The sequence below is a fragment of the Nocardia alni genome (assembly GCF_019038435.1).
GTDB lineage: Bacteria > Actinomycetota > Actinomycetes > Mycobacteriales > Mycobacteriaceae > Nocardia > Nocardia alni.
In genome coordinates this window covers 1-17,454 of record NZ_JAGPOX010000037.1, presented here as the reverse complement: position 1 = coordinate 17,454, position 17,454 = coordinate 1, and the positions used below count along the sequence as shown (strand labels likewise).

Annotated in this window: 17 protein-coding genes; 6 read left to right on the top strand and 11 right to left on the bottom strand. The window is 67.4% G+C overall.

Translation table 11 applies throughout. The annotated features are described in order from the left end of the window. Nucleotides 1-27: 27 nt before the first annotated feature. From JZ791_RS16350 to JZ791_RS16335, 4 genes are all read right to left on the bottom strand, one after another. Nucleotides 28-258: a DUF397 domain-containing protein gene (locus tag JZ791_RS16350; protein ID WP_216895733.1), complete on the bottom strand. Its 231-nt coding sequence runs from the start codon at nucleotides 256-258 to the stop codon at nucleotides 28-30. A gap of 217 nt (nucleotides 259-475) precedes the next feature. Then, nucleotides 476-1,570 carry a galactokinase gene (gene galK, locus JZ791_RS16345; protein ID WP_216895731.1) on the bottom strand — a complete coding sequence of 365 codons (1,095 nt, stop codon included), beginning with the start codon at nucleotides 1,568-1,570 and terminating at the stop codon, nucleotides 476-478. After that, nucleotides 1,567-2,658, bottom strand: a complete 1,092-nt coding sequence (gene galT, locus JZ791_RS16340; protein ID WP_216895729.1) for a galactose-1-phosphate uridylyltransferase — start codon at nucleotides 2,656-2,658, stop codon at nucleotides 1,567-1,569. Before galT ends, galK begins: the two co-directional genes overlap by 4 nt. 196 nt (nucleotides 2,659-2,854) lie before the next feature. Continuing rightward, nucleotides 2,855-3,259, bottom strand: coding sequence for an Rv1352/Rv1906c domain-containing protein (locus JZ791_RS16335; RefSeq protein WP_216895727.1), 405 nt, complete (start codon nucleotides 3,257-3,259; stop codon nucleotides 2,855-2,857). Between the two features lie 260 nt (nucleotides 3,260-3,519). On the opposite strand from JZ791_RS16335, the gene JZ791_RS16330 reads away from it, so the two are divergent. The 3 genes from JZ791_RS16330 to JZ791_RS16320 all read left to right on the top strand — a co-directional run bounded on the left by JZ791_RS16330 (nucleotide 3,520) and on the right by JZ791_RS16320 (nucleotide 6,294). Continuing rightward, entirely contained in the window at nucleotides 3,520-4,083 is a 564-nt protein-coding gene (locus tag JZ791_RS16330; RefSeq protein WP_216895725.1) for a sigma-70 family RNA polymerase sigma factor, read from the top strand. 161 nt (nucleotides 4,084-4,244) lie between these two features. Beyond that, nucleotides 4,245-4,682, top strand: a complete 438-nt coding sequence (locus JZ791_RS16325; protein WP_216895723.1) for a QcrA and Rieske domain-containing protein — start codon at nucleotides 4,245-4,247, stop codon at nucleotides 4,680-4,682. 247 nt (nucleotides 4,683-4,929) lie between these two features. After that, the gene (locus tag JZ791_RS16320) at nucleotides 4,930-6,294 is read left to right on the top strand and encodes an N-acetylmuramoyl-L-alanine amidase (protein ID WP_308162946.1); all 1,365 of its coding nucleotides are present in this window, start codon (nucleotides 4,930-4,932) and stop codon (nucleotides 6,292-6,294) included. A 199-nt stretch (nucleotides 6,295-6,493) separates the two neighbouring features. Here the strand turns inward: JZ791_RS16320 and atzF are convergent, their stop codons facing one another. The 5 genes from atzF to JZ791_RS16295 all read right to left on the bottom strand — a co-directional run bounded on the left by atzF (nucleotide 6,494) and on the right by JZ791_RS16295 (nucleotide 13,349). Next, nucleotides 6,494-8,125: an allophanate hydrolase gene (atzF, locus tag JZ791_RS16315; RefSeq protein ID WP_216895721.1), complete on the bottom strand. Its 1,632-nt coding sequence runs from the start codon at nucleotides 8,123-8,125 to the stop codon at nucleotides 6,494-6,496. Nucleotides 8,126-8,133: 8 nt separating this feature from the next. After that, a complete protein-coding gene (locus tag JZ791_RS16310; RefSeq protein ID WP_254205806.1) occupies nucleotides 8,134-10,071 on the bottom strand; it encodes a 5-oxoprolinase/urea amidolyase family protein in 1,938 nt (645 codons plus the stop codon). A gap of 313 nt (nucleotides 10,072-10,384) precedes the next feature. Then, nucleotides 10,385-11,029 carry an urea amidolyase associated protein UAAP2 gene (locus JZ791_RS16305; RefSeq protein WP_216895719.1) on the bottom strand — a complete coding sequence of 215 codons (645 nt, stop codon included), beginning with the start codon at nucleotides 11,027-11,029 and terminating at the stop codon, nucleotides 10,385-10,387. Then, nucleotides 11,026-11,790: a DUF1989 domain-containing protein gene (locus tag JZ791_RS16300; RefSeq protein ID WP_216895718.1), complete on the bottom strand. Its 765-nt coding sequence runs from the start codon at nucleotides 11,788-11,790 to the stop codon at nucleotides 11,026-11,028. The genes JZ791_RS16305 and JZ791_RS16300 overlap by 4 nt, the downstream gene beginning before the upstream one ends. Nucleotides 11,791-11,834: 44 nt before the next feature. Continuing rightward, nucleotides 11,835-13,349 carry an amino acid permease gene (locus JZ791_RS16295; protein WP_216895716.1) on the bottom strand — a complete coding sequence of 505 codons (1,515 nt, stop codon included), beginning with the start codon at nucleotides 13,347-13,349 and terminating at the stop codon, nucleotides 11,835-11,837. Between the two features lie 197 nt (nucleotides 13,350-13,546). Here JZ791_RS16295 and JZ791_RS16290 point away from each other — a divergent pair, with 197 nt between their 5' ends. Together JZ791_RS16290 and JZ791_RS16285 are read left to right on the top strand one after the other, a co-directional pair. Further along, on the top strand, nucleotides 13,547-14,221 hold the full coding sequence (locus JZ791_RS16290) for a TetR/AcrR family transcriptional regulator (protein WP_308162945.1): 675 nt from the start codon (nucleotides 13,547-13,549) through the stop codon (nucleotides 14,219-14,221). Nucleotides 14,222-14,348: 127 nt separating this feature from the next. Beyond that, nucleotides 14,349-15,287: a DMT family transporter gene (locus JZ791_RS16285; RefSeq protein ID WP_216895712.1), complete on the top strand. Its 939-nt coding sequence runs from the start codon at nucleotides 14,349-14,351 to the stop codon at nucleotides 15,285-15,287. A gap of 13 nt (nucleotides 15,288-15,300) precedes the next feature. Here JZ791_RS16285 and JZ791_RS16280 read toward each other — a convergent pair whose 3' ends face one another. Then, complete coding sequence (locus JZ791_RS16280) at nucleotides 15,301-16,221, bottom strand: 2-hydroxyacid dehydrogenase (protein WP_216895710.1); 921 nt, start codon at nucleotides 16,219-16,221, stop codon at nucleotides 15,301-15,303. Nucleotides 16,222-16,461: 240 nt separating this feature from the next. Here JZ791_RS16280 and JZ791_RS16275 point away from each other — a divergent pair, with 240 nt between their 5' ends. Then, nucleotides 16,462-16,923 carry an Rpn family recombination-promoting nuclease/putative transposase gene (locus tag JZ791_RS16275; protein WP_216895708.1) on the top strand — a complete coding sequence of 154 codons (462 nt, stop codon included), beginning with the start codon at nucleotides 16,462-16,464 and terminating at the stop codon, nucleotides 16,921-16,923. Nucleotides 16,924-17,015: 92 nt separating this feature from the next. Here JZ791_RS16275 and JZ791_RS16270 read toward each other — a convergent pair. Next, nucleotides 17,016-17,454 (bottom strand): GTP-binding protein (locus tag JZ791_RS16270; protein ID WP_216895706.1); only part of this gene is annotated, 439 nt, incomplete at its 5' end.

Here is a 17,454-nt window from a genome sequence, read left to right as displayed (position 1 = left end):
GCGGACAGTCGATGACCTCGGAGGTAGTCAGATCAGATCGTCGAACTCCCCGGTCCGGCAGCCCAGGACCCACGCGGACATCTCGGCGCGGGTGAACAGCAACGTGCCCGCCTCGGGACGATTACTGTTGCGCACCGCGATCATTGCGGACGGGAGTGTCGCGAACTCCACGCAATTACCGTCCGGCCCGCTGAAACTGGACTTGCGCCAGGTGATCCGCCCCGGTCCCGTCGCGCGCGCTGCATCGAAGCTGGTCATGATGTGCCTCCAGGGAAACTTCGCAGAAGTGACGACGATGCCGACCGTCCACTGTTGGCACCGCGCTTCTCCTTGCAAAGTTCCCCCTCGGCGCGAGGGTTAACCATTGATTCGCGTCGGTCACGAATTTCTGTTATTCCGCCGTGATTTCTAACAGGTGTTTACCGCTGCTGCCTGCGAATTCGGTCGAGAACATATGTGAATCACTGCCTCTTCGCTACGCGATTCGGCGCGCTCCCGCCGACGGAATCGCCACGAAGGTGCGCGGCGCGGCGAACTCCGCTGCCCGGAACCGGGTTTCGATCGCGGCGACGGTCGCCTCGGTACGCTCGGCGTCCACCAGGGCGATGATGCTGCCGCCGAATCCACCGCCGACCATCCGTGCCCCGTGCGCCCCGGCCCCCAGCGCGGCCTCGACCGCGGCGTCCAGCTGCGGGGTGGAGATCTCGAAATCGTCACGCAGCGAAGCGTGTCCCTCGGTCAGGATGGGCCCGATCTCGCGTGGATCACGGCCCGCGCGCAGCATGTCGACGATCGTGAGCACGCGGGCGTTCTCCGAGACGATATGCCGGGCCCGCCGACGCGGGGCCTCGTCGGCGATCCGTTCCACCGCGGCGAGATTCGGCACCTCGCGTAGCGAGCGCACCCCGAGCGCGGCGGCGGCCTCCTCACATTCGCGCCGGCGGTCGGCGTACCCGCCTCCGGCGTGGTGATGCGGGGTGTTGGTGTCCGCGACCAACAGGGCCAGGCCGGCCGCGGCCAGATCGAACGGCACCTGGGCGTGTTCGCCCTTGCCGAAGTCCAGGAACAACGCGTGTCCGGGCGTGCACAGCACCGACGCGGACTGATCGAGGGTGCCGGTGGCCGCGCCGACATACGAATTCTCCGCCGCGCGCCCGATATCGATCAGGTCGGCGTCGGTGACCGGCACGGCGAACAGGTCCCGCAGGGCCACGGCCGCCGCGCATTCGATCGCCGCGGACGAGGACAATCCGGCCCCGACCGGCACCGTGCCGTCCAACTCCATCCGCACCCCGGGGATGGCGTGCCCGCGCCGGGTGTACTCGTACATCACGCCGAGGGGGTACCGGGCCCAGCCGGTCACCGTCGAATCGGCCAATCCCGCGATCGGCTCGGAGATCGTCTCACCGGGATGTTGCAGGGACGAAACCGTCACCAGCGCATCGGATGTCGCCTCTGCCGTGCACCGCACCACATGGGGCAGCGCGATCGGCAGCGCGTAGCCGCCGTTGTAGTCGGTGTGCTCGCCGATGATGTTGACTCGTCCGGGCGCGACCCATATTCCGTTCACGCGCTGACCCCTCGCAGTTCGGCCGCCACGGTTTCGGGCGTGGTGTCGCTGATGAAGACGTTCATTCCGGACTCGCTTCCGGCCAGGTACTTCAATTTCCCGGCCGCTCGGCGGATCGAGAAAAGCTGTAGGTTCAGCCACCAATCATCGCGTGGCACACCAGATTTCGGCGTCGGCGCCTGATTCCAGGCGGCGATGTATGGCATCGGCGTTTCGAAGCGGTACGCGAAGCGGCCCAGCACGTCCAAGTACAGCGCGGCGAACGCGTCGCGCTGGGCGTCGTCGAGTTCGGGGATGTCGGCGACGCGGCGATGTGGATACAGCTGCACCTCGTACGGCCAGCGCGCGAACGGCGGCACGAAGGCGGTCCACTCGTCGTTGGCGGCCACCACCCGTAGTCCGGCCGCGCGTTCGGTGGCCAGCAGATCGCCGAACAGATTGGCGCCGTGAGACTTCCGGTACCGCGCCACATTGGCCGATATCTTCGCCACGCGCGGGGTGACGAACGGGTAGGCGTAGATCTGCCCGTGCGGATGCGACAGGGTCACCCCGATCTCCTCGCCGTGGTTCTCGAAGCAGAACACCTGCTCGACCCCGTCCAGCTCGGCCAGTTCCGCACTGCGATGCGCCCACGCGTCGACCACCAGCCGCGCCCGTTTCTGGTCCAGTCGCGCGAACGATGAATCGTGAACGCTGGTGAAGCACACCACCTCACAGCGCCCGTATCCATCCTGCAGCGGGGTCAGCGGCGAACCCTCCACCGTGGCAGGCCAGCTCGCGTGGGAGGTGGACAGCGATGGGAACCGGTTCTCGAAAACCGCTACCTGGTACTCGGATTCGGGGACCTCGGTGGCCCGCTGCGGGGTGGACGGGCACAGCGGGCAGAGGTCGGCGGGCGGCAGGAAGGTGCGGGTCTGGCGATGCGAGGCCAGGACCACCCATTCACCGAGCAGCGGATCGAAGCGTGCCTGCGAATGCGTGGTGGTCTGCGGTAGATCCCGGGTGTCGACCGCGGTGCGGTCGGTCGGCGCCTCGTCGAAGTAGATGATCTCGCGGCCGTCGGCGAGCGTGCGGCGTGTGGTGATCACCGGGCCGGCCGCCGGGTGTACGTGTGGTCGTGTGCGGGCAGCGCCATGACAACCTCCGATCGGGACACGACAGACTCGGTCGGACAGTACACGGAATGCATGTGAACGCTCACATCGGGTCGACGGCGACACCGCCGAATCATCGGCGGTGTCGCGGGTGGATCGGGGTTCGGACCAGGTCAGCGAGTGTGGACGATCAGTACTCGCTGCCGAACAGCCCGCCCGGTCCGTACGATCCGGTGCTCGGCGGCGGGGGCACCATGACCCAGCTGCCGCAGTGGACGGCCTCGAAGCCGACGTCGGTGGCCTTGATCATCACCCGCACGGGACGCGTACGGGTCCGATCGCTGGCGACGATGTACTGGTTCGGATCGCTGTGATCGCCGGGACCCTGAATCTTCCATACCCGCTGCCAGTAGCACGCGTAGTTGGGATCCGTCGACCCCGCCGACTGGTAGATCCCGGGCTGGATGTCGATGCCCACCCGGTAGGTCCCGTCTCCGGGCATTCTCGTCGCGGGTGCGGCGGCGGCGTTTGTGGTGGTCAGCAACGTCCCCGCGCAGGCCATGGCCCCCGCGATCACGAGCGTGCGTGAACGCACGACGGTTCCTCCTCGAACTAGCGTGTCGGCGTGGCGCACAAGCAGAGAGCCTCACCGTTGGGATTACCGTCTACCAGAGTTGACCGCCCGCGTCGAGATGAACCGGCGAAATCTGGTCGATTGCATCCTTCGGCACCCGGAAAAGCGGTGAATTCGTCGGTGCGGCCGGATGGTTAACAGTCGCGGCAGTCGGATGGTTCACACTGTGACGATTCGAGTGCCGCGTTGTCGTTCCGCTCCCTCGGCGCGATATCCCGGGTATGAGTTGTCCACGGTCCCGCATACCGGATTCCGCCTGCGGCGTCAGCTGCGCGCACCTGTGCACCGAGCGCGGTTTAGCCGCCGTGCTGGACGCCGATGGCGGTCTACTGCACTGGCGGGCCCGGCGCAGCCTCGGCGATCAGGGGCTAGCAGAACACGCCGTGCAGGAGACGTTGCTACGAGCGTGGCGCGCCTGCCCGTCGTACAACCCCGACCGGGGCAGCGTGCGCACCTGGCTGCTCGCGATCGAGGCCAACGTGCTCACCGATCTGGCCCGGATGCGCGCGGCCCGGCCCGTGGAGACCAGCTGGGACGATGTCGACGGCGTGATCGACTTCCGTGGCTCGCGGCCTGATTTCGCCGAGCATCTGGCCGATGGGCTGCTCGTCGCCGAACTGCTGGAGCGGCTGCCCGGACCGCAGCGCGACGCGGTGGTGCAGGTGATCCTGCGCGACCGTGCCTATCAGGATGTCGCGCAGGATCTGGGTGTGCCGGTGGGCACGGTCAAGACCAGGGTGCACTATGCGCTCCGGTCGCTGCGCCGGCTTCCGATTTCGGCGTGAATTCGATGTTTTCGCGTAGGCGCGGGCGGCATGGTCCGCTTCGCGGTCCACGATCGGCGGCGCGAGTATTGTTGCGCTGAACCGAACTCCGACCCCGAACGTTCGAATGGCATAGCCGAAACGTTCGGTCCTTTCAGTCCAATACGTCAGGGAGTTTGCCGATGACCAGTCATGATCTCACCTCGGGCCCCGTCGATCGCCGCACGGTGGTGGCGGGTGTAGGCATCACCGCGGCCGCGCTCACGCTGACCGCCGCGTGCAGTTCGAACGACTCGTCCACCACGGCAGTCGCCTCGGCCGCCCCGCCGCCGGGCGCGCCGGCCGGTCAGCTGGCTCGCACCGCCGATGTGCCGGTCGGGGGTGGCGTGATCGTCGGCGATACGGTCGTCACCCAGCCCACGGCCGGAAAGTTCGAGGGGTTCTCCTCCACGTGCACCCACGCCGGGTGCAAGGTCAACAAGGTCGTCAACGGGCTGATCGAATGCCCGTGCCACGGCAGTCGCTTCCGCCTCGACGGCACCGTCGCGCAAGGCCCGGCCCCGCGTCCGCTGGATCCGCATCCGGTCAAGGTGCAGGGCGGGGCCATCGTCAAGGCCTGAGACAACCACGCGATACCGCGCCCCGACGGCGTAACCAGGTCGTCGGGGCGTTCGGTCGTGGGGCCGCCAGAATGATGCTCGAATGTTGCGGAATGCTGTGAACTAGGGCGAGAGGCGCGACATCGAGCATGAACACAGTTATGCTCACCCGTAACAACCGCAACAGCAGTAACAGCTAGGGCGGTACGGCGCCCCGGCTGTGCTCCTGGAACCGTCAGACGGTACCAGCACGGATTTGGAGGGCGTCGTGTTCTCTCGCCAGCTGTTCTACCGCAAGACCAGTGTCATCAGCGCGGGGCTGTGCATGGTCACGGCCGCCGCCACCGCCGCGGCGTTCGCGCCGGTCGCGTCCGCAGTTCCGGCCGCGCCCGCACCAGCTCCGGCAACGTCGGATATCGCGACAAAACTCGCCGGTAAGACGGTGTTTCTGGATCCGGGCCACCAGGGCCCCAACCACACCGAGAACCTCGCCCGGCAGGTGAACAACGGGTACGGCGGCACCAAAGAGTGTCAGACCACCGGTATGACGGCGCTCGACGGCACGCCCGAGCACACGATCAACTGGAAGGTTGCCAGCCTGGTCAAGCAGTCGCTCGAGGCGCTCGGCGCCCGGGTGGTGCTCAGCCGCCAGGACGACACCGGATGGGGCGGCTGCGTGGATGATCGCGCCGCGGCGGCCAGCCGGTCGGGCGCCGACGTCGCACTCAGCATCCACGCCGACAGCGCGCCCGCACAGGATCGAGGATTTCACCTGATCGTCCCGCAACTGCCCGTGCCGGACGCCAGGGCCGACCGGGCGCAGTCGGGTCCCGGGCTGACCGCGAGCAAGGCCATGCGCGACGCCTACGTGGCCTCCGGATTCCCCGCGGCCACCTATGCCGGCGCCGTGGACGGGATGCAGACCCGCCACGACATCGCCGGTCCCGCGCTGACCGAGGTGCCCGATGTGTTCCTCGAGATGGGCAACGGCGCCAACAAGGACGACGCCGCGCAGCTGACCTCCAACGACGGCCAGATCAAGCACGCGATCGCGATCACGACCGGGCTGGCCGGCTATCTGCTCGGCGTGTCGCCGACGCAGCAGACCGGATCGGCCGGCAGCAAGGCGTCCGCGCCGATACCCGGGCAGTCGAATGCCGTTCCGGCGGCGAACAATGCGCCCGTCCCGCAGCCTGCGACACCCGCCGCACCGCAGTATCAGGCCGCGCCGGGCACCTACGCTCCGGGCGGAGCGAATTCCGGGGCGAATGTGTATCCCGGGGTGAGTGGTCCGGGCTATCCGGGTACCTCGCTGGGGACGAACGCCGCGCCCGGGACCAATAGCTATCCGGGCGCCGGCGCAACCCCGGGTGCCTATACCGCGCCGGGCGCCCAGCCCGGTACTCAGGCGCAGCCCGGAGCCCAAACTCAGCCCGGAACGTCGAATTCGACCGGTGATCCCAACGCCGCGATGAGCACGCTGCTGAACAGCGCCATCACGCTGCTCGGTCCACTGGCCAAATCGCTGGGCGTCGGCGATCTGGCGAATTCCGAGCTGATCAACCTCGCTTACACGCTGGTGTCGACATTGATCGGCGCGGCCGGTAACGCGGCCTCCACCCTCACGAAGTAGTACCCGGCGCCGCGCCCTGCCGGACTGACGGTTCGGCAGGGCACGCTCGTGTTTCCGGGTCGCTGGGTCTACAGCGCGGTATTCGCCTCGGCTGTCGGACGGAACCCGCGACCGACATTGGCCGACTCCGCTCGACGAGATGCCAGAACGACAGTTGCCGCTGCGGTAGCCCTGTCGCGCAGCGGCTTCGGTGGGCCGGTCAGCCAACCGCGCCTGCCGCGAGAGCGGCGGTCCAGCTGCTGTATTCGCTGATGTCCTTACCCGCCGCCGCGGCCGCACCGTCGCAGCCGAAGGCCGTGTGCCATGTGCCGTCCGCGAATTCGACAGCGCCCAACTGCATCGGCGGCGGGAGTCGAGCCAGGAAGCGGCCGAGGGCGGCGGGGGACAGCAGCCAGCGCTCGCCCGCCACGGCTACTCCTGCCTCGCCGTCGGGACGCCGGGTGACGGCGGGCTTCGGCGGGTGGGTATCCAGTGCTGCCAGCCGGTAGCGGGGAGCGGTGCGCACCGGGCCCATCCAGCGGGCGCCCAGGTCGGTGAGCTGATGCTCGAGCGGCTGGCCGCGCAGATGCGCGCCGAATACGATCACCTCCTGTGCGGGGGCGACGGACAGCGGCCACACTGTATCGAGCGGAGTGGGAGTATCGCTGTCTCCGTTGGTGATTCGTGCGGCGATATCCAGCGCCACGGCATCCTCGAAGGCGCGGGCCAGGACGGTGACACCGAACTGCGCCGCACCCGCCATCCCGGACGGCACGGCGACCGCGCACAGATCGAACAGATTGCAGAAGTTCGTATAGGCGCCGACCCGCGAATTGGCGCCGACAGGATCGGCGGCAACCTGCGCGATCGTCGGCTGGCCCGGCGCGGTCGGCGTCAGCAGGGCGTCGGCCCCGGCCAGGCTCGCCAGCGCGCGGGACCGCAGTTCTTCCAGTGTGGCCAGGTCGGAAACCAGCCGGTGCGCCGGAATATCGCGGGCCGCGCGGATGATCGAGCCCACCGTCGGGTCGACGGACTCGGCGTGCGCATCGACGAATGCGCCAACCGCCGCATACCTTTCGGCGACCAGTGCGCCGCCGTAGAGCAGCCGGGCCGCAGCGAGGAAGGGTTCGGGATCCACGGTGACGATTCGTACACCCCCCTCGCGCAGTGCGCCGACGGTGCGCTCGAATGCGCCGCGCCACAACGGGTTCAGCTCCGGCAGCGAATCGAACACCGCGACAACGGGTTCCGGCGGCGCCGCGAGGCGGACATCGGCGGGCCATTCGCGCCGGCCGGCTCCCGCGGCCAGCACACCCATTGCCCGGTCCGCCAGCGGCAGATCCGCCGCGAACAGGGTGACGCAGTCGTAGGAGCGGCAGGCGGGCACGACGCCGTCGGTGGACACCACACCCACGGTCGGCTTGATCCCGACGATTCCCTGGAACGCCGCGGGCACCCGGCCCGAGCCCGCGGTATCGGTCCCGATGGCGATATCCGCGGCGCCGGTGGCGACCGCGACGGCCGAGCCGGAACTCGAACCACCCGAGACGAACTCGGGTCTGCGCGCGTCCGGTACCGCGCCATGGGGTGAGCGCGTGCCGACCAGACCGGTAGCGAACTGATCCAGGTTCGTCTTGCCCACCACGACCGCTCCGGCGGCTCGCAGCGCCGCGACAGCGGGTGCGTCCCGATCGGGGGTGTAGGCGAAGGCCGGACATCCGGCGGTCGTCGGTACGCCGGCGACATCCACATTGTCCTTGACCGCCAACCGAATCCCGGCCAGTGGCCCTGTCGCCTCGGCGACGTCCCGGGCGATCTCGGCTTCGGCCCGCTGGTGAATCCATATGGTCATTACCGGCCTCACGGTGTCTCGGTGAGTTCGCCGGCGGCACGCCAGGACTGGCGCTCGGCGGTGAACGCCTGGGTCTGATGGGCTCGGAACTCGGCGATCGAGGCGGCATTGTCGGTCAGGAAGCGCCGATGCTCGGCGAGCCGGAACTCGCCGTCCTCGATGTGGAGTCCTCCCTTGCCGGAGGCGAATTCGGACCGCATCTCCAGAAGCTCCTCGGCCGACACCGGATACCACCGGATACGATCGAAATACCGCAGCAACCAAGGGGATTCGTCGTCTCCGGTAGCCCGGTGATTCCACACCTGAGTGGTGCGCCCGACGAACTGATAGCCGCCGGGGCCCTCCATACCGTAGATGCACAGGTAGGCCCCGCCGATACCGACCGCGTTCTCCGGGGTCCACGTGCGCGCCGGATTGTATTTCGTGGTGACCAGCCGGTGGCGGGGGTCGGTCGGCGTGGCCACCGGGGCGCCCAGATACACATCACCCAGGCCCAGCACCAGGTACTCCGCCGCGAAGACCGTGTCGAAAACCTCCCGCACGCTGGGTAATCCGTTCACTCGACGGATGAATTCGATATTCCACGGGCACCAAGGCGCATCGGCTCGCACGCCGTGCATGTACCGCGTGATCGCCTCGCGGGTGGCCGGATCGTCCCAGGACAACGGCAGATGCACGATCCGGCTGGGCACCACCAGTTCCCCGGCGGGCGGCAGCAGTGATTCCGCGTCGGCCAGCAGGCTCAGCAGCTTCGCGGTCGACAGGCTGTCCGGATCGAAGCGTACCTGCAGCGAGCGCACACCCGGCGTCAGCTCGGTGATGCCCGGTTCGCGCCGCTCGAGCAGATGCTCGTGCAAGGCGTGCACCCGCGCCCGCAGGCCCAGATCCAGTGTCATATCGCCGTATTCGACGAGCAGACCGTCGTCGCCGGCGCGGCGGTAGGTGACTTCGGTGGTGTCGTCCGCCTGGGACCGGGCCAGCAGGCCGTCGTCACGGTCCCCGCCCGACGAGCGGACGAACGGCCATCCGGCACGGCGGGCCGGACCCAGCGCGCGCGGCGAGGCGGCGCGGTCCGCGCGCACCGGGACGAACCGCACGCGATCCCCGGGAGTGAGCTGGCCGAGCTTCCACCGATCGGCGGCCACCACGGTCACCGGGCAGACGAAACCGCCCAGGCTGGGCCCGTCCGGTCCGAGCAGGATCGGGGTATCGCCGGTGAAGTCCAGCGCGCCGACCGAATACGCGGTGTCGTGAATATTGGACGGGTGCAGCCCGGCCTCACCGCCGTCGGTGCGCGCGAACCGGGGCCTGGGCCCGATCAGCCGGACCCCGGTGCGATCGGAATTGAAATGGACCTCGTACTCGGTACCGCTGATGGTGTCGATATCGGTGCGGGTGAAGAATTCCGGAGCGCCGTGCGGGCCCTCGGTGACCGCGAGTTCCCAGCGCCGGGACAGCACGGGCTGAATATCGGCGGGGACACCCTCGGTGATTCGTCCGGGAAGTCCGAGCGTGAGCCGCTGTCCGGAGCGCAGCGCCGACCCGGTGCCGCCGCCGAACCGTCCCAGCGTGAATGTCGCTGCGCTGCCCAGATATTCAGGCACCGCGAGTCCGCCCGCGACCAGCACGTAGCACCGCATACCGGGGCCGCGGACGGACCCGATGTCCAGCACCCCGCCCTCGGGTACCCGCACCGTGCGCCACTGTGGGACCGGTGCACCGTTCACGGTCACGGATACGGGCGCACCGGTCACACACACCCAGGTCGGTTCGTCGAACCGTAATGCCGGTCCGGTGAGGGTGCATTCGAGGCCGGGTGCGCCCTGCGCGTTGCCGAGAGCGCGGTTGCCGAGCCGGAACGACAGATCGTCCATCGGCCCCGACGGTGGCACGCCCACATGCCAATACCCCACCCGGCCCGGCCAATCCTGCACTGTGGTCAGCATTCCCGGCCGCAGCACCTCCACGAAATTCGGCTGTTCCGAATCGGATACTTCGCTCGAAATCGGCTGGTGTTCAGAACGATCCAACGGAAGGTCCGCACGCGGGCGAGCCGCGTTCGGCACGTGCGTCCGTTCGGCGGCAGCGGCCACCGGTGCATTTCGAGAGGTCGACATGGTCGTGTCGGTCCGGGCGGTCCAGGTTGTCGCGGTGGTGGGTCGGTGTGCGGCGGGTGCGTCCATCGGGGTGGTATCCATCGAGACCTCCTGGCGGATAGGTATACGGTGCAGTGGGATTCGGGCGGACGCGCCGCTGTGCTCAGCGGGTCACGACCATCCGCACCGGAGTCGGGTCGAATCCGTTGCACGGGTTGTTGATCTGCGGGCAGTTGGACACCAGTACCAGGGTGTCGATCTCCGCGCGCAGGGTGAGTTTCTTACCGGGCGCGGACAGACCATCGACGATGCCGAGCGTGCCGTCGGCCTCCACCGGCACGTTCATGAACCAGTTGATGTTGGACACCAGATCCCGTTTGCCCAGACCCCATTTCATGCCCTCGGTGAGGAAGTTCTCCACGCAGGCGTGCTGGTGGCGGGTGTGATGTCCGTAGCGCAGTGTGTTGGACTCCTGTGAGCAGGCCCCGGCGAGGGTGTCGTGGTTGCCGACCTCGTCGGCGATCACCGTCATCAGCGCGGCGCCCGCATCGGTGCGCAGTACGCTGCCGGTGGTCAGGAAGATGTTGCGCTGCGCGGTGATGGTGGCCTGGGCGCTGTAGCGGTCGGCGTGATCGGCGGCCGAGTACAGCAGGCAGTCCACGGCCTGGTTGCCGTGCAGATCGATGATGTCCAGCCGGGCGCCGGCCGGGACGATCGCCGACCAGGGGGCTCGGGCGGGCACGGTCTCGTCCAGCAGCACCGTGCGTTCCAGGGCGGCTGTACTTACTGGCCCACTACGCTCGCTCATGCCGATTTCCTTCCGATCTGCTCCCACGGGTGTGCGGCCAGCCGAGCCCGTTCTGTGTTCTCCAGTGCGCGTTGGTATTCCGGGTCCTGGTTGTAGGCGTGTGCCAGGTCGTCGGGTGCGTACCAGGCGACGACGTCCAGATCGGTGACGGGAGTGTCGTCGAGTGGATGCGCGGCGTTGGCGACCAGCAGTGTGACCGGTAGATGGGTGAGCAGCTCGACCACCGCCCCCGCGGCGGACCCGCCCGTCGGACTGAGCGTGCCGTCCGGCTCGACGCGCACACCTCGAAACAGGCTGACGCTCGGGCCGATATCCCGCGGTGCCAGACCGTGTTTGGCGCCGGCCAGCCGCAACGCCCGGCGTGCGGCGGGGCTCGGTCCGCACAGTGCGTCGTGATGGCCCGAGGAATCGGCGACCAGCGTGGCCAGCACGCGCCCCTGATCGGAGAGCAGGGGATGACCCGCCGCCAGATACGCCTGCCACGGCACCTTGACCGTGTCGGCGACATTGAGTCGCTCCCAGGGTGACTCGGCACGTGTCAGCAGCAGGTGCGCACACGCCGCCCCGTCCGGATCCGAAAGGCGGATCCGGGTTCCCCGGGCCAGCACGATATTCGCGTACCCACCCGGGGGAATGCGCTGGGCGAAGCGGATATCTGTCGCCGAGACATCCGGAGGCAGGGCGGGACCGGTGATCTGCGCGTCCGAGGCCTGGGCCCGGGCGTGTGCTCGTGCCCCGGTGGTCGATTCGGTGCCGGTCATGATGTCCTTTCGAGCGTCGGAGCAGGAATCTGCGCGCGGTGTGTTCAGGCGGCCTGTAGGGCGGGACCGGCGTTCCGGGTCGGCCCCGTGACGACGACGCGGTGCACCACGGCTCCCACGGCGACGGTGAGCGCGACGAAAAGCGGTGCGGCCCAGAGCATCCACCAGCCCCCGCCGCTGGGTGTGTAGACCGCCGAGCGCGGCCAGGCCAGGTTCAACGCCATACCCACACCCCACAGCACGGCGAGTAGATTCACCGGAATTCCCCAGCGGCCCAAGGAGAACAAACCCGTCTTGTCCACGACGGCGCGATTGCGGACCCGCTGCACCAGCAAGGGCACGGTCACCAGCAGATAGGCCAGATACAGCATGACGATGCAGACGCTGGCCAGCGTCGCGAAGATCGCGGCGTTGCCGAGGTTGAGCACGAGCAGCGCGATCGCCGAGACACCGAGCACCACCGACGGGAGTACGGGTGTGCCGAAGCGCGGATGCACCGCCGCCAGGCGCCGGGCGAACGGCAGCTTCCCGTCGCGGGCCATGGAGAACATCAGCCGCGACCCGGCGGTTTGAACTGCCAAGGTGCACACCGAGATCGCGATCGCCACGCAGCACAGCAGGACCTTCCCGACGGGGCTGTCCAGCTTCGCGGAGATGACGTAGGCCAGGCCGCCGTCGGCGAGTTTGCCGTCGCTCAGGCTCGGCGCGGCCATGAGTGCACCCAGCAGCATGAGCCCGCCGCCGAGGGCCGAGACCGTGAGCGCGGACAGGATCGTGCGCGGCGCGACCCGGCGTGGATTCTTGGTCTCCTCGGAAAGCTCACCGGCGGAATCGAATCCGACCATCACATACGCGGCCATCAGTCCGGAGACCAGGAAGGCCGCCCAGTATCCGCCCGGCGCCGCGCTGCTGTGGTCCAGTACGACCCTCGGCCCGCGTTCGGTATGGGTGAAGAACAGTGCGACCGTCGCCAGGACGCCGATGATCTCCACCGTGACGCCGATGGTGTTGATCCGCGACATCACGCCTATGCCGATCACGTTGACCACGGTCGTCAGCACCAGTAGCACACTGCCCAGCAGCACCGCGTTCTCCGCGCCGGATGTCGAGGTCAGGGCGGTGTCGTGGCCGATGATCTGGAAGCCGCTCCAGACGCTCGGCAGTACCACCTGCAGCGCGATCGCCGCCGCGGCGGCCGTCACGATCTGCGCGATGATCATCATCCACCCCGCGAACCAGCCGACCACCTCACCGGCCAGCCGGCGCGACCACTGGTAGATGCAGCCCGAGATCGGGTACCGCGCGGCGAGTTCGGCGAAGTTCAGCGCGACCAGGAACTGGCCGGCGAAGACGATCGGCCAGGTCCAGAAGAACGCGCCGCCGCCGAATCCGTAACCGAATCCGAAGAATTGGAAGATGGTGGTGAGGATGGAGACGAAGGAGAATCCGGCCGCGAACGAGGCGTAGCGGCCGAGTTTACGATGCAGGACGGGCCGATAGCCGAAGCTCTCGAGGTCTGCGTTGTCGGAGTGGGTGGGGGGTGCCAGGATGGTGGCCATGGGCGGGAACCTTCCTCGTCGCGGCCAATATCTATCGCTTGACAGTTTTGCAATCGAGATCGCGTCGCTGGTGACGGCGATGTATCCGTCTGTCGCTCCGGGTAACTTTTGTGTTGCCGCTATTTCTGTCAGATGACAGAAATATCCCTGCCCAGGTCGCGGGCGTCCGAGTCGGCGGATAGGTAAGAATGGGAGCCGTGACGCAACTCGGACCGGGCCGCCCCCGCCTGGAGGCCCGGCAACGCCGTGGTTCGACGCCGCGCGCGGAGATCCTCGACGCGGCCGCCGAACTGTTCACCACCGGCGGGTACGCCAGTACGTCCACCCGTGCCATCGCGGATGCGGTCGGCATCCGGCAGGCCTCGCTTTACCATCACTTTGCGGCCAAGGACGACATCCTGGACGCGTTACTGGACGAAACCATCTCCGCGCCACTGGAATTGCTCGACCGCCTGGCCGGCGCGACCGAGTCTGCGGCGGTTCAGCTGTACGCCTTGGCCTGGTTCGATGTGCACCAATTGTCGACGGCGCAGTGGAATCTCGGTGCGCTGTACCTGCTGCCGGAGTTGCGCTCGGAGCGTTTCGGTCAATTTCGGCTGCGGCGTGCCGAACTACGCGGGCACTACGAGCGTTTGGCCGTGGGCGTAGTCGGTGACGCCGTGAGCGATGCGTACACACTGCCGTTCCGGTTGGTGGAGAGCGCGATCAACATCCGTTCCGACGAAGGCGCCGCGCCCGGCGAGGTGGACCGGATGATCCCGGACGCGGTGTTGCGCATGCTGGGCCGGTCAGGGGACGCGGTCCAGGTGCGCGCGGCCGCTGCCGAGCTGCTGGAGCGTGTGGCGGCCTGGTCGATCTCCGTGCGAGGGTAGGTTGCCGGAGCGGCGGTCAGTCGTGGGAAGAGCGCCGGCGGAATATGTCGGGCCTGTCTGCCATTGTGATCGATGCGGATGAGCGGTCCGGCGCGGTAGCGGTCGGCATCGGCAGACGGGAGGCGCGATGACGAGGCGCGGGTGGGTTCTGTTCCTGGCGATGGGCGTGATCTGGGGTGTGCCGTACGCGATGATCAGTATCGCGGTGCGGGATTTCGATCCGGTGGTGGTCGCCTTCGGTCGCACGCTGATCGGTGCGCTGCTGTTGTTGCCTATTGCCTTGTACACGAAGGCTTTAGGGCCGGTACTACGCCGCTGGCCCTGGCTGCTGGCATACACCCTGGCCGAGATCACCGGTCCGTGGCTGCTGATCGGCTCGGCCGAGACGAAGTTGGCCAGCTCCACCGTCGGTCTGCTGATCGCCGCGGTGCCACTGATCGCCGTGGTGATCGTGGCGGCCCTGGGGCATGATCGCATCGATGCGCGGCGGCTGGTCGGCCTGATCATCGGATTCGCCGGTGTCGCAACGCTTGTCGGCCTGAGCATGGACTTCTCCGATATGGCCGCGTTCGCCGCGATCGGTGTCACCGCGGTGGGCTACGCGATAGGGCCGATCATCATCAACCGCAAACTCGCCGACCTCCCGTCCATGGGCGTCGTCACGGCCTCCTTGGCCCTGGCCGCGCTGATTTACACCCCGTTCGCGGCGTGGCGCTGGCCGGCTAGGATCACGGCCCCCGCCGGATGGTCGGTCCTGGGCCTGGCCGCGATATGCACGGCCGCGGCCTTCCTCGTCTTCTTCGCCCTCATCGCGGAGGTGGGCCCAGCCCGCGCAACGGTCATCACATATATCAATCCCGTTGTCGCCCTACTGCTCGGCGTGGCTCTTCTGGGCGAGCCCATCACCATCGGAATGGCAATCGGCTTCCCCCTGGTCATCCTCGGCTCCATCCTGGGCACCGCCCGCACCAAGTCCAAGCTGCACCCCGTCGAGGTGAGTGCGGTCGAACCGTCCGGCTCGGCAATCGTTCACTCGGGCGGTTTCGATGCCGAGAGTGTGGGGTGATCGGTAACAGCCGTTATCGGTGATCGTGCCGTGCTGCTGTCGCGCTTGCTCGTAGGTCCGACAGCAGCCGGTCCTGCATGATGCGGTGGGCTTCGGGGCTGAGGTAAACCAGCGGGGGTTCGATGAAACCGGGACAGTTGTCGAAATATGACATCGTCTCGGGGAGTGCGTGATTGAGGACTACGCGCAGGTCGTTCGCGGTGGTGCGCTCTCGCAGAGCTGTCAGGTCGACCAGTTCGAGCGGTGCGGTGCATACGAATACCGCACCGGCGGGCATGGCGGCGATACGCGAGGCGTTGATGATCCCTCGGGTCTGTTCGGTAAGAGCCAGGTTGACCGAGACGAAGTCGGCCTCCGCCAGCAGAGAATCGAGATCCTGATACTGGAATCCCGTGTCGTCCTTACGATTTCGCGACCAGTACCGAACCTCGGCACCGAGTCCCCGCGCCATCTGCGCGACCCGGGCCCCGATGGTGCCCAGCCCGACCACACCCACCCGGCTCCCACGAAACTGCCGAGCAGGATAGGCCAGCGGAAACAGATTGCCCTCCCGCCGCAACTGCCGCCCCTGCGTCAACCCCGACGCCTGCTCGAGCATCACCGCCAAGACGAACTGCGCCACCGGCTCGGTCATATAGTCCGGCAACGTCCGCACGATGATCCCGCGCCCCCGCGCATACTCGACATCAACCACATCGAACGCAGTCGAAGCCACCTGCAGATACCGCAACTTCAGCGCGGAGTCGATCGCCACCCGATCGAACGGCACGCCGAACGCCAACACCACAGCCTCGGCATCACCCAGCTCAGGCCCCGGATCAACACCCCGCGGCACCGTCGCCACGGCATCGGCAAGGGCCTGCACCCCCTGGCGGTGTTCAGCGTCGAGAAGACCCTCGACACCACCAATGATCACAAGCTTGCTCAGCGTCACGCCCAGCACCGTAACCCCGGGGTACGACATATTCGGCCCACCCGACACTCAATCTCGGCGTCGCCCGGCTCAATCCTCAGCGCAGTCACGCCGAACCCGCGTATAACCCGTCCATTTCGGTGCGTTGAAACATTCCATTCGACAGCCCTCTGCAGAGCTGGAATATTCCAGCTTTGGACTCGAAATATGTTGCTCTACAATGATTTTGGGTTTGGGTTGAGTATGTGTACGGTGTGCCGCATGCCTTCGAATCCGACGAATCAACACGATGCGCTTTTCCGTCGCGTACTCGGCAACCCGGACGATGCCGCCTCACTGCTGCGGGCGGTCCTCCCCAAGGAACTGGTCGACTCAGTGGACTGGGACACCCTCCAACGGGTACCGGACTCGGTCGTGCCCGCCGACCTACGGGGCCGCCTCGGCGACCTACTGTTCTGCGCTTGCCTACGCGACCGCGAGAAATACCTGTACTTCCTGCTCGAATATCAGTGCGGCAACGACTCGGAGACGGCGATTCGGGTGCTCGACTACATGGTTTGCTTGTGGAACGAGCTGTTACGCATGGCTAAAGGCGGAAAGCAGCGACTGCCCAAGCTGCCGCCGATCATCGCGATCGCTGTATCCATGGGCCGGGCGGGGGTGCGTCGGGCCGCGCCGGTGCGCCTGTCCGAGCTGACCGCGACAATATCCGTGCCCTGCTAGAGGACTATGCCCCCCGGACAGTACCCTTGCTGTATCCCGTCGATGCCCTGGATATAGCCGACCTGCTGGCCGGTGTTCCATCGGCTCGTGGTTCACAGTTCGGCGTCGCTCAGCTCGCGGGGGACATAGCGCCAGACTCCGAGGAGTGTCTGCTCGTCCAAGGTGGCAGGGGAGGTGTGGACTGTGTCGCGGAGGCGGGTGAGGGTGGCTGCGGGGTCCAGGCCGGATCCGATGAAAACCAGTTGGGTTTCTCTGGGTTCGCCGCGGGACCAGGGGGCCGGTTCGAAGACGACGTGGTGGCCGACCATGTGCAGCAGGAACTTTCGCTGATCATCCGGGGTGGCGAAGGTGGCGAAACCCTTGGCTCGGAACAGGCCCACCGGGGGATCTTCCAGTAGGGCGATCAGCTTGCGGGGGTCGAGATCTGTTGTGCTGGTGAAGGTTACGCTGTCGTAGGCGTCGTGCAGGTGGTGGTGGCCGGGGGCTTGGTGGTCGTGGTCGTGGTCGTCGAGGAGTTCGTCGAAGCTGAGT

Bases quoted from the DNA above. Each gene is read 5' to 3' on its own strand.
- JZ791_RS16350 (WP_216895733.1), bottom strand. From the start codon at position 258: ATGACCAGCTTCGATGCAGCGCGCGCGACGGGACCGGGGCGGATCACC.
- JZ791_RS16330 (WP_216895725.1), top strand. From the start codon at position 3,520: ATGAGTTGTCCACGGTCCCGCATACCGGATTCCGCCTGCGGCGTCAGC.
- JZ791_RS16325 (WP_216895723.1), top strand. From the start codon at position 4,245: ATGACCAGTCATGATCTCACCTCGGGCCCCGTCGATCGCCGCACGGTG.
- atzF (WP_216895721.1), bottom strand. From the start codon at position 8,125: ATGACCATATGGATTCACCAGCGGGCCGAAGCCGAGATCGCCCGGGAC.
- JZ791_RS16310 (WP_254205806.1), bottom strand. From the start codon at position 10,071: ATGCTGACCACAGTGCAGGATTGGCCGGGCCGGGTGGGGTATTGGCAT.
- JZ791_RS16305 (WP_216895719.1), bottom strand. From the start codon at position 11,029: ATGAGCGAGCGTAGTGGGCCAGTAAGTACAGCCGCCCTGGAACGCACG.
- JZ791_RS16300 (WP_216895718.1), bottom strand. From the start codon at position 11,790: ATGACCGGCACCGAATCGACCACCGGGGCACGAGCACACGCCCGGGCC.
- JZ791_RS16295 (WP_216895716.1), bottom strand. From the start codon at position 13,349: ATGGCCACCATCCTGGCACCCCCCACCCACTCCGACAACGCAGACCTC.
- JZ791_RS16285 (WP_216895712.1), top strand. From the start codon at position 14,349: ATGACGAGGCGCGGGTGGGTTCTGTTCCTGGCGATGGGCGTGATCTGG.
- JZ791_RS16275 (WP_216895708.1), top strand. From the start codon at position 16,462: ATGCCTTCGAATCCGACGAATCAACACGATGCGCTTTTCCGTCGCGTA.